This window comes from Dethiosulfatarculus sandiegensis (genome assembly GCF_000931935.2).
GTDB lineage: Bacteria > Desulfobacterota > Desulfarculia > Desulfarculales > Desulfarculaceae > Dethiosulfatarculus > Dethiosulfatarculus sandiegensis.
On record NZ_AZAC01000034.1, the window covers coordinates 305,409 to 319,274 of the forward strand.

The 13,866-nt window shown below is 50.2% G+C and carries 12 protein-coding genes and 1 pseudogene; 3 read left to right on the plus strand and 10 right to left on the minus strand.

From position 1 onward, the window contains the following. Positions 1 to 43 precede the first annotated feature (43 nt). The 6 genes from X474_RS18860 to X474_RS18885 form a co-directional block, all read right to left on the minus strand. Positions 44 to 520 (minus strand): GNAT family N-acetyltransferase, encoded by a 477-nt coding sequence (locus X474_RS18860; RefSeq protein ID WP_044351060.1) that lies wholly within the window; start codon positions 518 to 520, stop codon positions 44 to 46. A gap of 29 nt (positions 521 to 549) precedes the next feature. After that, entirely contained in the window at positions 550 to 1,182 is a 633-nt protein-coding gene (locus tag X474_RS18865; RefSeq protein WP_052515404.1) for a class I SAM-dependent methyltransferase, read from the minus strand. A gap of 64 nt (positions 1,183 to 1,246) precedes the next feature. Further along, the gene (locus X474_RS18870) at positions 1,247 to 2,347 is read right to left on the minus strand and encodes an iron ABC transporter substrate-binding protein (RefSeq protein WP_044351061.1); all 1,101 of its coding nucleotides are present in this window, start codon (positions 2,345 to 2,347) and stop codon (positions 1,247 to 1,249) included. Positions 2,348 to 2,365: 18 nt separating this feature from the next. After that, positions 2,366 to 3,130, minus strand: a complete 765-nt coding sequence (locus X474_RS18875) for an ABC transporter ATP-binding protein (protein WP_044351062.1) — start codon at positions 3,128 to 3,130, stop codon at positions 2,366 to 2,368. After that, positions 3,127 to 4,230 carry a FecCD family ABC transporter permease gene (locus X474_RS18880; protein WP_044351063.1) on the minus strand — a complete coding sequence of 368 codons (1,104 nt, stop codon included), beginning with the start codon at positions 4,228 to 4,230 and terminating at the stop codon, positions 3,127 to 3,129. The genes X474_RS18875 and X474_RS18880 overlap by 4 nt, the downstream gene beginning before the upstream one ends. A gap of 272 nt (positions 4,231 to 4,502) precedes the next feature. Continuing rightward, positions 4,503 to 5,987 carry an aminotransferase-like domain-containing protein gene (locus X474_RS18885; RefSeq protein WP_044351064.1) on the minus strand — a complete coding sequence of 495 codons (1,485 nt, stop codon included), beginning with the start codon at positions 5,985 to 5,987 and terminating at the stop codon, positions 4,503 to 4,505. 131 nt (positions 5,988 to 6,118) lie between these two features. Between X474_RS18885 and X474_RS18890 the strand changes: the two genes are divergently transcribed. After that, positions 6,119 to 7,648, plus strand: coding sequence for an ABC transporter substrate-binding protein (locus tag X474_RS18890; RefSeq protein WP_044351065.1), 1,530 nt, complete (start codon positions 6,119 to 6,121; stop codon positions 7,646 to 7,648). Positions 7,649 to 7,707: 59 nt separating this feature from the next. Here X474_RS18890 and X474_RS18895 read toward each other — a convergent pair whose 3' ends face one another. The 3 genes from X474_RS18895 to X474_RS18905 form a co-directional block, all read right to left on the minus strand. Beyond that, positions 7,708 to 9,138 carry a sigma-54-dependent transcriptional regulator gene (locus X474_RS18895; protein WP_044351066.1) on the minus strand — a complete coding sequence of 477 codons (1,431 nt, stop codon included), beginning with the start codon at positions 9,136 to 9,138 and terminating at the stop codon, positions 7,708 to 7,710. Positions 9,139 to 9,811: 673 nt separating this feature from the next. Next, positions 9,812 to 10,837 (minus strand): S1C family serine protease, encoded by a 1,026-nt coding sequence (locus X474_RS18900; protein ID WP_044351067.1) that lies wholly within the window; start codon positions 10,835 to 10,837, stop codon positions 9,812 to 9,814. Beyond that, the gene (locus tag X474_RS18905) at positions 10,834 to 12,216 is read right to left on the minus strand and encodes a BamA/TamA family outer membrane protein (protein ID WP_044351068.1); all 1,383 of its coding nucleotides are present in this window, start codon (positions 12,214 to 12,216) and stop codon (positions 10,834 to 10,836) included. The genes X474_RS18900 and X474_RS18905 overlap by 4 nt, the downstream gene beginning before the upstream one ends. A 525-nt stretch (positions 12,217 to 12,741) precedes the next feature. Between X474_RS18905 and X474_RS26300 the strand changes: the two genes are divergently transcribed. Together X474_RS26300 and X474_RS27320 are read left to right on the plus strand one after the other, a co-directional pair. Beyond that, positions 12,742 to 13,182: a hypothetical protein gene (locus tag X474_RS26300; RefSeq protein WP_052515406.1), complete on the plus strand. Its 441-nt coding sequence runs from the start codon at positions 12,742 to 12,744 to the stop codon at positions 13,180 to 13,182. Between the two features lie 314 nt (positions 13,183 to 13,496). Next, positions 13,497 to 13,673: pseudogene (locus X474_RS27320) on the plus strand (cupin domain-containing protein); the annotation flags it as partial. A 30-nt stretch (positions 13,674 to 13,703) separates the two neighbouring features. Here the strand turns inward: X474_RS27320 and X474_RS27325 are convergent. Further along, a complete protein-coding gene (locus X474_RS27325) occupies positions 13,704 to 13,853 on the minus strand; it encodes an integrase core domain-containing protein (RefSeq protein ID WP_353743139.1) in 150 nt (49 codons plus the stop codon). Positions 13,854 to 13,866 lie beyond the last annotated feature (13 nt).

Here is a 13,866-nt window from a genome sequence, read left to right on the forward strand (position 1 = left end):
CCTTTTTGTTTTGCCATGCTTCTTTCCAGGTATTCTCCGGGGCTCACAACTTAAGTCCAAGCCCTAAAATGACCACCCGTTTCCCTTCAAAATCCACCCTGGTTTTCATGCTGTCCGGCAGAAAACCCAGTTTGTGGTACATAAGCAAGGCGTTGGTATTGGTGCTGTGGCACCAGACCCTCACCTCTCGGGCAGAGAAAGACTCGATAGCCTTGTTGATCATGGTGGTGATCAGGTATTGCCCCACGCCCCGGCCTCGATAGCCCGCCGAGACAGCCACATTGCCTATGGAACAACTCCCGCCTTGATGCCAGTCGTAAATATTCGCAAAAGCCACCGGCACCTTTTCCTGTAAAACCACAGTGGAGCATTCTCTCTGGGCTATGGCGTCTGTAAGCTGCTCCTTTGTTAAGGGGAAGACAGCCGTGGGGTGCATGAAAAACAGCTCTCTTGCGTTTCTCGGGAATTTGGCAATCAGGGGAAGATCTTTGGCTTCCACCTCCCGGTGATGCAAAATCACGGCTTTCTCCCCGGGTGAAAAAGAGGAGCTCAGGACTTAACGGCTCTAAGATAATAACCCAGTTTGTCTTCCACTAAAAGGTCTGTAATCAGGTTGTGCGAGGCCAGGAGCTTTTCCATCTCAGCCTGTTCGGGAATAAGGTCTTTCTCAACCACTGTGCCCGCCTTCCTGTGCACGTCATTTATGAATCCGGATTTTTCAAAATGGATTACAGCCAGGATTCCGCCCGGTTTCAACATCCCGGACATGGCCCGGCAGGCCAGTTCCTGGTCGTCAAAATGGGGAAACACCTGGTGACAGATTATGCGGTCGAAAAGGGGCGGTGAGGAATGGGAAAAGTCCTCCACGCAAGCCTGATGGACTTCCACGTTCTCCAGGTCCGAGTTGCGATCCTTGCAGGCCTGGGCCATACCCTGGCTGATGTCCAGGGCTGTTACCATTCCCTTGTTGCCGACCACCTTTGCCATAACCCTGGTCAGCCTGCCTGTGCCGCAGCCCGGCTCCAATACGCGCAGACCCTTTTTAAAGCAGGATTCGGCGAGCAATCGTTTTATCTTGGGCGCTTCCTTGGGGCCGTATTCATGCGCAGCCCAGGCCTCGTTAACATTTTGATCAAAGAAATGAGCCTTTTCTTGATTCAAAAAACTTACCTGCCCCTGCATTGCCGCTCCTTTTGATTCGCCTTGTTGATAATGCTCATCTTTATATGATTACTTAGATCAGCCCTTATTGCAAAAAACCCGGTCTAGCACCCAACGGGCCGAATTCCTTAACCATTTGGGCGTGCACTGCTTTACCCACCATAAAACTGTAAATTTCGTCGGCCTTTTTGCCGGGATCTATATCTTTGAACCCGACCGGGTTAAGGAGTTTGCCGACCTGATAGGCATCCGCCAGGGCGGTGCAGATGTTGGTGGTGTACCAGTTAAAGGGGTGCAGCACATAAACCTGCTTGGTCTTAAATGCCTTGAGCAGGTTGTAAAAATCCGGTTTCTTGGCATAGTCCCCAGCCAAAAGCGAGAGCCCGCCCGCGTCTATGAAGATGAAATCGGGATTCAGCTTGATCAGCTCTTCAAAACCCAAGAATAGATGGGTTCTTTTCCCTTTTTTGGGTGCAATGTTGTTTGCCTGGTTCCAGGTGAATGGAGTGAAATCGCTATCCGTGCTCATAAGGCCATGGGCGCCTTTGAAGCCAACCCCTCCCACATAGGCCTTTGGCTTGGGAGCCCCTTGATTGCGAGCCTCCAGGTCTTTTATGTTGCCTTGTATGAAATCAACCACCTGTTGGGCCCTTTTTTCTTGATCAAGGATGCGCCCGGCCAGTAAAAGGGATTTGAAAACGGTTTTATCAAAATTGGCGAACCGTCCGTAATCCAGAACCACCACTGGAATCTGCAAAAGGTCCTGCACCTCGTCGGCCAGCGTGGGCTGCATATGGGTGGCGAAAACCACTTGTGGCTTTACCGAAATCACCCCTTCCAGGTTGGGCTTATTGTTTATGGCCGCCACTCCTCCGGGGGTGACTGTTTTTTGTTTGCCCAGTTCGGGATGAGCCATGTAATAGGATCTGCCTGTGGGAAAACGCTTTTCCAACTCCTCGATCCCTACAACCTTGTCCTGGGCGTTCAGGTAGACAATCAGCCTTAAGGCGCCCGGCCCCAGGCAGACAATGCGGTCAATCCGGGCGGGGAGTTCCACTTTACGCCCGGCCATATCCGTAAACAGGCGGTTTTCTGCGGCCAGGCAGGGGAGGGCGGTAAAAAGGCTGCATACTAAAAGAAGAAATATTATTTTAAAACCAATTGACCTTTGTCCGAGTCTTGTCATTGGTGTTGCTCCTTGCTCTCAGACTGTGTTTTGAGGAACCACAACCGGGCATTGATCCACCCGGCCAACTTTTACTTCCACTCCATAAACACTATTGATCATTTGGGCTGTGACTTCTTTGGGCCTGGCCTGGTATTGGATTTGGCCGTTTTTCAAAAGTAACATTTCATCCAAGGATCGCAGGCCCAGGTTGAGGTCATGCATGGAGACCAGGGCCATGAGCCCTTGGTTTTTGACCACGTTCTTTATCAGAGTCATGACCTTGAGCTGGTTGGCCAGGTCCAGGCTGGAGGTGGGCTCGTCAAGCAAAAGAACCTGGGGCTTTTGAGCCAGGGCCCTGGCGATCATGGTTTGCTGCACCTCTCCGCCGCTTAAGTTCGAGATGCGTTTTGAGGCCAGCTTTTCCAGGCCCATGAGGCAGATCATTTCATCAACCACCTTAATGTCGTGTTGACTTGCCTCCCATTTCAGATGGGGTCTTCTGCCGAGCATTACCGACTCATATACCGTGAAATTGCCGCTGTCCGGAGTTTGGGCCACATAGGCCATGATCTTGGCCAGGTCGCGGCGGTTCAGTCGATTAAGCTCCCGGTCTCCCAGGCGGACCACCCCCTTTTGGGGCTCATGGATGCGGTTTATGCATTTCAAAAGGGTTGATTTTCCCGCCCCGTTCACTCCCAAAAGCCCCACGACCCTGCCGGGCTTGAGGTCAAAACTGATATCATTCAGGATTCGGGTCTTGCCGAAACTGAAGTTCAGGGCCCGCACCATTAAATTATTCATGACTTGCCTCCCATGATCAGGAGCCACAGAAAGAGCGGCGCTCCCAAAAATGAGGTGAGGACTCCCACCGGCAAAGCCCCGGACCCAATGGCCAGGCGGCCAAAGGTATCGGCCAGGAGCAGTAAAAGCCCCCCCATAATACAGGAGCAGGGTAATAAAAAGCGGTGATCCGGCCCCAGGAGCATGCGAGCGATGTGAGGGGCCAAAAGCCCCAAAAAGGCAATGGTTCCATTAAAGGCAGTGGCCAGGGCAGCCATGGCTGAGGCCAGAAGCATGCCTGTGAATCGAAGGGTTTTAACATTAACTCCCAAAGACAAGGCTGTTTCGTCTCCGGCCAGAAGGGCGTTTAAATCCCATCCCCGTCTAAAAAGGTAAAAACTTGAGAGCAGGGTGACCGCGGCCACCAGTGCGGTCTCCGCCCAGCTGGAACGGGCCACATCCCCAAAGGTCCAGAAAACAGCGGTTGCGATCTCGGCCTCGGTGCCAAAATACTGGAGCAATATGGTGCCCGAAAGAAAAAGAGATGAAAGGGCCACTCCGGCCAGGATTAGAGATTGAGGCGAAAGATTCTTGAGGCCGGCCAGAGCCAGGATTGTGCCTGCCGCCAGAAATCCCCCCAGACAGGCGCAGACGGTTATGGAGTAAAAGCCGTGCAGGAAAAGCACAGCCTGGGTCTCTGTGAAAAGGGCCGCGCTGCCGAGCTGGCCCGCGTTAAGAAAAATGATGGCAAAGCTGGCCCCAAATGCCGCGCCCTGGCTGATACCTAGGGTGAAAGGTGAGGAGAGGGGATTTTTCAGGAGGGTCTGCATTAAAAGCCCGGACAGGCCCAAACTCCAGCCGGTAACCAGGGCAGCGGCAATTCGGGGCAACCTTATATTCATTATCACTGTGCGGGCTGTTTCTTCTCCCAGCCCGAAAAGGGATTTCAGCACAACCCACGGGTCTAGTTCAAAGGCTCCCATGGCCATTGACTGTATGGAAATAAGCAAGGTTAAAAGGATAAGACAGATCAGAGTCACCCGGCTCTTTTTTGCCTTTTCGAGCCATGCCTTACCAGGTGCGGGCGGCTGCTGTACTGCCAAGGTTGGGAGATCGCTCAAATTTTCCTCCGAGATATATATACCTGCCCAATCCGCCTGGAAAACCGCCGCCTTTGAGGCTGGAACTGAAGGCTGTTCGGGCCGGGGTTGTTATCTGATAGAAGTGTTGGCGCGGGGATCATATCCCTTGGCCAATGATTAAGCCTTCTTGGCTTTTTTTGAGGATTTTATAGAGGCCGGGTCCTTGCCTTCAGGTAAGGATTTTAAGGGAAGGGGCCGGGATATTCACCCGGAATTCTCCTGTACGCCTTTGCTTAACATGAAATCCCCAATCAGGCAAGGCCTGAAGCCTGAAGGTGTTTATATGCTTTTTTCTTTGCGTTTGCCATTTCATTCACCAGTTCACCCAATATGTTAAAACCTTTTTCAATTCGAGGGGTGAGGGGATGACCGCATCCGATGCGGATAAATCCGTTCAAACATCCCTGGTGGCAGGAAAAGACATTTCCGGGGATAATCGCCACTCCTTTGGCCTGGGCATTCAGGAAAAGCTCCCAAGCATCCACCCCTTGAGGCAATTTGAGCCAGAGAAACATACCTCCCGTGGGCCTGGAGCAACAGATCTCCCTTGGAAAAACACAGCCGATTTTTTGCTGTATGGCTTCCACCTGGCAGTAAACCTTGCGCCGAAGCTTTTTCAGGTGCTGGTCAAAATTGCCTTGAGCCAGGTACTCGGCCACTATCATCTGGTTGGGAGTCGCCGAGTGGGGGTTGGTGCCGGCCTTGACTTTAAGGGCCTCTTCCCTGAACCTGCCAGGCTCCAGCCAGCCCACCCTGTAACCCGGAGCCAGGGTTTTGGAAAAGGAGGAGCAGAGCAAAACCAGTCCTTTTTGGTCATAGGCCTTTAGAGGCTCCGGCCTGCTTTCCGTGAAGTAGAGCTCAGTGTAGACGTCGTCTTCTATTATCGGCACCTCCTTGAGGGCCATCAGGCGGACCAATTCTTTTTTACGCTCCGTGGGCATGAGGCTTGCGTCCGGATTGGCGAAATTGGGGGAGAGGAGGCAGGCCGAGATTTTGAACTTTTCCAAAACCTGCCTTGCATCATCAAGTACGATCCCGTTTTCCGGGCAAGAGCGTACACTAACGGCCTTGAGCCCCAGTAATTCCAGAATCTGTAAAAAAGCGAAATAGCATGGTTCGGCAATCAACACCGTGTCGTCTGGCCTGGTTACGGTTCGTAAAGCCAGGGTTATGGCTTCCAGGGTGCCGGAGGTGATAATCAAGTCCTCCGGATTATAGAGCACCCCTGAATCCAGGGATCGGAAGGCTATTTTAGAACGCAGGTCCTTGTTCCCCTGCACAGACTCATAGGCCATGCCCCTGGCCGATTGATAGCGCATTACCTTTGCCGCCACCATGCTGAGCCTTTTTACCGGCAACAGGCTTTCATGGGGCAGGGCCAGGCCCAGGGGAATCAAACGGGGATCCCCCACAGACTCCATGCAGCTATGAATCATGGACGAACGGTTAACCGGGCGGCAGGCGGGTTTAACCGGTTTGTTGATCGTAACCTTCGGCGCTTTGCGAACAACCGTGCGCAAAAAGAAGCCCGATCTGGGCCGGGCCTGAATTATGCCCTTATTTTCCAGCTCCAGGTAGGCCTGGTTTACGGTGGTCAGGCTGAATCCGGTGGTGGCTTTCATCTGGCGCAGGGAAGGAAGTTTTTCCCCGGGCGATAAGAGCCCCTTTTCAATCATATCCAAAATGGTCCGTTCCACGGCCTGGTAGCGGAATTCCTCTTTGTAAAGGGGCTGCATATTGATTGTCCTTAATCTGTTATGATCTAAATTCTATAAAACTGTATCTGTTATGAGTTCAGATAATCTGTTTTACTCATACCCAGCCAGGCATTGCAACAGAAATACTGATAAAAGGCCGGGAGTGGGGTATGAACGCTGTTAAAACCAGAATTATCTGTTTTTTGATTTTCCCTTTATTTTTAGGTGTTATGAACGGATGGCAAGGTCAGGCCAGGGCAGGTGAAGTTTTACGTGTCAGTACGATTCAGAATCCACAACCCAAAAGACCTTGGCTGGCCCGGGGGGAGCTGCAAAGGGCCTTTGTGCGCCTGACCCATGACACTTTGTTTGCCAAGGGAATCAATGGAACTCTTGCGCCCAGGTTGGCCAGGGCGTGCACTTTTTCCGCAGACGGACGAAGCGCCAAGATTTTTTTACGAAAAGAGGTGCGCTTCAGTGACGGCAGTATGATGACCGCCAGGCAGGTAAAAAGAGCTTTGGATCGTTATGCAGTACAAAACAGGTATCTCAAAGGGGGATGTTTGCCCGGTTTTATCAAAGAGGTGAGGGCCCTGGATCGCTTTACCGTGCTTATCCGTTTTGATTGCCTGGTCTATTCGGTGAAAGATCTTTTGACGGATGAGCGGATTTCGCCTTGCTCCTCTGTGCTTACATCCGGATTTGCCGGAGCGGGCCCCTACATGTTAGAAAGCCGATCGAAAAAAGGCGGCCTGATCCTGAAGCCAAATCCATACTATTGGGACACACCGCCTGCGCCCAAAGAGTTGGTTTGGCGGGTGATGCCCGAGACAGGGAGTGGCGTTTTCGATTTCAGACAGACTGATTTGTTTTTCGGTTTGGCGCGTCCCTTTAAAAACCTGCCAGGCTCCAAGGAGGATGTGGAAGTAAAAGCCTTTTCCGGAAGTCGGTCTTTGGTGTTGGCTTTTAATCAACGCCGTGAAAGATGGAGAGAAAAACACATTAGAAGGGCGTTTGGGCTGGCCTTTGATCTTAAAATGTTAAGAGAAACGGCAAGTCTGTCGTTGGGGAAACCGGCGCTTGATTGCCGGCAGCCAAGTGAATCGGCCTGTAATCCGGAAAAAGCCCGGCTGGTTTTGCAAAATGCCGGTTTTAAACCCGGGCAGGGCATTAAACTTGTGCTTGCCAAATATGATGCCGTCGGGAGTTCTGTTTTAAAGGAGATGGCCTGCCAGTTGCAAAAGGTTGATTTAAGGCTTTTGGTCACCAGGGTCTCGGAAACGAAAATGCATAGAATGATTTTTGACTCCGATTCATCGGACCAGGCGGATCTTTTCTTGTTTTCCTGCCTTGGCACGGAAAACACGGAAAATCCGAACTGTGTATTCGGGTTATTGAATTTGAGTAAAGTTGCAGATCGGGGAGGCCGGGCCAAAGCCCGTCTGTGCCTGGCCCTTAAAACCGCCTGCTCAGTAAGAAAACGGATTTACCTGAACCATTGGCTTAATTATATGGAACGCCTGGTCTGGCAGGAGGCCTGCGGGATAAGGATCATGCAGTATAAGCCCACTTTTACAGTGCGGGTCAACTGGCGGGACAATCTGCCTCAGGCTTTTTACCGGCAAAGAAAAGTTATGACTCCCCGGCCCCGGAAGGACCTGGCCCAGGGACGGGATCGGCTCAAAAAAGGTGACGGATAATCCGGCGAAAGGGGCAAAACGGATCTTGGTGTGTGAAAGGTGTGGAATAGAGGCTTAAATCATACAGCCGGCTCCGCCTTGTCAGGCGGTTCAATGCCCAGTTTGTTTATCTTGCCGTAAAGGGTGGAGCGGGCAATCCCCAGCATCTGGGCTGCCCGGTATTTGTTCCAATCCACCTTTTCCAGGGTGTTTATAATAAGGCGCCTTTCCTGATCGAGCAGCCTGCCGGAGCTGGTTTCTTTGATCTGTTTTTCTTCTTCGTTAGTAAGCCTGGGGGGGAGGTGCCCCATCTCAACCGCGTCCGTGTTGCACATTAAGGCCGCGTGTTCCACCACATTGCGCAACTCCCGTACATTGCCGGGCCAGGAATAGGCCATCAACCTGCCCATGGACCGCCTGGAGAACCCGAAGATTCCCTTGCCGAGGCGGTCTCTCTGCTGGCTGAGGAAATAATTGGAAAGAAAAGGTATGTCTTCCGGCCGTTCCCGCAGGGCGGGGACCTCTATCCTGACCACGTTTAGGCGGTAATACAAATCTTCCCTGAAAAGCCCCTGAGAGACCATATCGGCCAGGGGTTTGTTGGTGGCGGCTATGATTCTGACATCACAGTTAATTGTTTTTTCTCCGCCCACCCGTTCAAACTGGCGGTCCTGAATCACTCTTAAAAGGGCAAGTTGGGTGAGAGGGCTTATCTCAGCTACTTCATCTAAAAAGATGGTGCCGCTCATGGCCTGTTCAAAACGCCCCAACTTGCGTCTTACCGCCCCGGTAAAGGCTCCTTTTTCATGACCAAACAGCTCTGAGCTTAAAAGGGTTTCAGGGTAGGCGGAACAATTGACCACCACCATGGGGCCTTCCGAGCGTTTACTGTAGCGATGAATGGCTTCACTTAAAAGGCCTTTGCCTGTTCCGGATTCGCCTTCCAGTAAGACCGTGGTGTCTGTGGAGACCACGTTATCCAAGATATCGGCCACTTCCTGGACCTTGCGGCTGCCTCCCATGACCTTGGAGAGATAGCGCCTCATTTCAAGGGTTCGCTGAGCCTGCTGGCGGCCGAATCGTTCAGTGGTGAGGTCTTCATAAAGGGTGCGTATGCGCAGCATGACCCGCACCCTGCTGAGCATGGTTTCCACATCAATGGGTTTGGTGATGAAATCTTCAGCTCCCTGGTCAAGGGACTGTAAAGCGCTGGCTTTGTCGCTTAAGGCCGAGAGCACCACCACCGGCACATAGCGCAGCTTGGGATCGGATTTGATAAACTTCAAAACCTCCCAGCCGCTGATTCCGGGCAGGATCAGGTCCAGGAGCACCAAGTCGAACTCATCTTGCGCGGTGAGCGCCTTTTGGGCGGCTTCGCCGTCAGTAGCCACAACCGCAGTGTAGCCTTCAGACTCCATAAGCGCGCTGAAAAAACGAGCCGAGTCCGCCTCATCTTCCACAATGAGTATTCTGGCGTCAGGTTTTACCCTAAGTTGAAACGACTCGTTCATTTGGTTTCCCGATAGCATGTGCCAAGTTGTGGATCATCCCCTATTCCATGGCAGGAAGGCCCCTCTTTTTGAACCGGAAGAATAATAACACTAATTACCTTGTTTCCTCAAGCTAAGCCCCCTCGAATTTCAGGAAATTAACTGCCTTGAGAGAAAATTAATTTTCCGAACTCAAAATTATTTCAAAAAACAAGTGAGTTTATTTGAGAAAATATGGCTGACTGACAAGTGTTGCAAATACTGATTAACCCATGGTCATCTTTTGTATTTTCTAAGGGTAAAGATTGATATCAAGGAGAGGTGTCTATTTGTGGCTTGGTTTGAATTCACAAAGGTGCATGCCTAACCGGATAAAAACACTTTTTAGTCTGATTTGGACTTTTTTTAAAAACTGCGAGTCTTCATTGGACAGGTATTTGAGCCTTATGTTTTGAGGTGGGTAAAATGAATTTTAGGCTTACCAAGCTAAATTAGTCTGTGGGATTTGTGGGGGTTTAATTGATTTGCCATAGCATGGTTTCATTCATATGAAAAAATAATTAAATATAAATATCCAGTCATTCCTGTTTTTTTTATGTGTAATTTTACGAAATATTGTATGGGTTGACAGGTTCCAGCCCGTAAATTGCCATGCCCTATTAAGGATTACCAGTGATCGCCATGCATGATTTGCCTATTTATGCAAGGTAAGGTTCACTATTTTCCCTTCCCTCAGTATTGTAAATTTAATCGGGCTGTTGGGGGGTAGGGCCTCAATGGCGTTGTTAAGGGAAATCATTTTAGTGGGATCTGTGCAGATATTTGTTTCCTGCACACAAAGCACTACATCCCCGCCTAAAATGAGGTTTTGTTTTCCCAAACGCGCCGGGATACTTCCCCCTTTCAACCCCATGGTCTTGGCCAGGGAGTTTTCCGCCACCCTCTGCACCAATAAACCGGAATTCTGAGGCAGATTAAGCGCCTTGGCCAGATCTCCGGTCAGCAAAGCCACTTCCCATCCCATCCAAAAGGAAGGCTTGTCTAAAAGAAGCTCCTTGGCAGTGTTGATGGCCACAGTAAACCCCAAACCCTCGAACCCGCCTGAATGAGACATGATATGGCTTACTATTCCCACAACCTGTCCTTTAAGATTAAAAAGCGGCCCGCCGGAGTTGCCCTGGTTTATGGCCGCGTCTGTTTGGATGAGAGCCACTGGTAAAAAGGCGTTGGAAAGGGCGTGAGTCATTCGTTTGGCGCTTATATAGCCCACAGTAAGGGTGTGGTCCGCACCATAGGGTGCGCCAAGAACAAATACCATTTCTCCTATCCTGGCCCGGTCGGAATCACCCAAAGCGGCCACCGGCAGATCAGGGGGAGGGGAATCCATCTGCACCAGCGCCACATCGGCCATGGGCGCCGTGCTTGTGACATGGGCGGTATAGTGACTGCCGTTATGCAGTTTGACCACCAGGGCGTCTGAAAGGTTAACCACATGGGCCGCGGTCATGATCAATCCCTTGGAGGAAATGATCACCCCGGAGCCGAGGCCGTGCTGAAAATCCTCTTTGGCGGATTTGCCTATGATCCGTTCCACTGTGTGTAACAGTACAACAGAAGAATTAACCTTGGCCACTGTATCGGCCAGATCATTGGCTCGGGCCAGGACAGGGGTCCCTCCGGAAAGGCAAAGGACAAAAACAAAAAACAATAATTTTCTCATATCAAGACCTCATTTTCAGACTGTTTGCCTTTAAAAGGGTTGCCCACCATGGCCCAGACAGCCATGCCTTCTTCGGAAATCCCCATATCCAGGCGCACCACCGCCTTGGTGGCCATGAGCCTCAGCCTCAGGCCAAAATCCCAACGCAGGTCGCTTGTGAGGGGTTCAAAGTTGTATTCAGCGGCCACCCGCCCCACTTGGCCGAAGCCCACAAACTGCCACCAATCTATATTCAGGAACTTTAGGAGTTTTATCTTTCCGAGCGGGTTGCTTTCAGGGGTGAGGCGCAGCTCCAGGGCTCCATAGGCAGCGCTTTTGCTGTTAAACCTTCCATTGGGAAAGCCCTTGAGTCGATAAAAACCTCCCAGGCGGGCCCCTCTGAAGGGAGAAGGGCGGTGGCTTGCTGAAATGCCCCGGCTTGTCTCGATTTCCTGCCAGGAGGGAGTGTCGGCTGTCCAGAAATTCAAGGCCAGGACCCTTTGTCTGAAACCCGGGGCAGGGCCCAGAGAAATGAATTTGCTGAACCCCAGCTCCCAGAAAGTGTAGGAAGAGGTGGAGTCAGACCAGCCATAGTCCTGGGAAATGGAGAGACACTGGTTACTGCCGTAAGTTGGGTTTGCCGGAAAATCGCTGTTGTGGCGCACCAGGGACCAGGTGATGCCGTTGGTCCTGAAACTTTCATCGCCCCTGTTTTTCAGCTTATAACCCTGGTCCCGCCAAAAGGGGCTGATTTCAAAAAGGATGATTCCGTTTTCAAGGGGATTTGCCCCTTTACCGCCATAGTTGCCCTTTACGGGAAAACCCCGCTCCAGGGTGTAGGCCGGTAAGGAGGTGTCTTTTTCCTGAGCCAGGGGAAGCAAAAACCTGAAATGAAGAGCAGCCCAATTATCCCAGCCCCGGCCTTCATGATAATCTTCTGAGTCTGATTCATTGTTTCCCGCTGTATGTAAAAGCAGGCCGGGCTCCCCGGCGGTGTAAATCCGTTGCTTGGTGTATTTGCCCGGAGAGACGAGCATGTCTATGTAAAGCCTGCCCTGGGGAAAAGGCCTGAGGTTGTTAAGGGCGGCTACCCCGATCCCCGTGCCGTTGGTTGATACAAGGCCTGTGCCCATTATGGTGAGCTGCTTTTGATATTGACCGGTCAGCCCGGCGCCAAGCCCCACAACCATGCCCATGCTGTCTGTGGCAAAGGCATAGGGCAACACCAGGGTTCTGGGTTTTACTTTGCCCTTGTCCTTAACATCCAGAAGCACCGAAGGGGGCGGGACTGCCCTGGCCGGACAATAGGCCGGAGTGGTTGAAATGAAGACCAGGGCCAAGAGCAGGATCAAGCCGAGGTGATAGATCGGCCTTTCTTTTTTGACGCTTAATCTGCCCACGCTTTGTTCCCGCTTTGAATAAAAGGTCTTAATAAAACTACAAAGGGCATTGACTCATTTTGTCGGTTGTAGGCGTTTTAAAACTGCCGGGATTCAATTCGGCGAATAGAATAGCTGTTCAGGCAAGATTGTTTCATATCTTGACTAATCTGGCAAGAAAGCAGGCGCAAAAGGGCGCTTACTATACATCCGGTTAAAGAAAAGTCCTGTAAAGCCAATTACGCAATCATGGTTGGCTTTTGGGGGGAGATATTCCCTTTTGCGGCTTTCTGAATGACTTGCTTAGGCATCCTTGAGATTATCAAAGCCGGTTGCCCCATGCTATGCAAGATTGGCAGACAGTGGATTTTTACGTGACAGGTGGAGCAGGCCATTTTTTCTTTAGAGATGAACCCTTAATTTTAGTGCATTATCATGAATTTAATTTTTGTGTCAGATGTTTTCGGTAAAACAAAATAACTTTGTTCTTTATGCGAGTCACTAAAAAAAACCTTTGAAATAGTTGATCCATATTCAAGCAGAGAGATGGCTTTTATTGATGAGATGGAAGCATATGAATTTTTCATGAATAACATTGGTATTCAGAACTATTCGCAATTATTAAAAGAACTAGTCAGCAGAGTTACAAAACCATCAATCCTGATTGGTTTCAGCGTTGGTGCGACAACGATCTGGCGTATTTCCGAAAATATTGATTCTGATCTAATCAGGCATTCTTTCTGTTTTTACAGCTCGCAAATCCGAAATTACACCTCGGTAAATCCTTGTATAGCAACGGAAGTGATCTTTCCACGCTTGGAGCCTAAATTTTCCGTACCTGAAATATCAGGATTATTAGCAAAAAAGAAAAACGTAAAGGTGCATACAATACCTTATTTACATGGTTTCATGAATAAATTGTCAAAAAATTTTAGTCAGGACGGATATCGGGAATATACAAAGTGGCTCGGTTCCAGTATCCGTTGAGATTACAATAAGACTGTTCCTGCACGGCCCACTGCTTGGACAGGCCCTGTCATGCATGTTGATCGACTGAGTTAGGGTGCACATTTTTACTTGAAAAATGGAGACTGAAAATGAGTGATTAGAAGTTCCCCTATGTGAACCACATGAATATTCTTTACGAAACTTTGAAGCTTGTAGCTGTTCCTCAGTTGGTCGAAAATTGTACTGATCAATGGTGCAACCAGACTTTATGCCAGGTAAATGAATCCGTAGTGCGCCTTGGAATCCTAAAAGGATAATATCATTGACATAAGTATGATCTTGAGGATGAGTTTTTCTTTACATTAGAAGGAGAACTCCTGGTTGATATTGAAAATAGTGAAACTGTAACCTTGAAACAATATCAGGGATTCGTTGTTCCCAAAGGTGTGGTGCATAAAACCAGAGCACCTGAAAAGACAGTTGTTTTGATGATAGAAACCGCAGACATTGTACCAACAGGTGATGCCTAGCTGTTGTTGTCAAACACGTTGTTCACGGTTTTACAGTCTTGAGACCGGTGGTTTTCTTTTCAAAGCGGTATGCGGCCTTTGGTTGTTGTAGAAGTTGAGCCAGGGATTCAGGTGCTTTTGACGCTCCGCCGATGACTCGTAGGCTTGGCTGTAGGCCCACTCCTTGATGCTGGTTTGGATGAAGCGCTCTGCT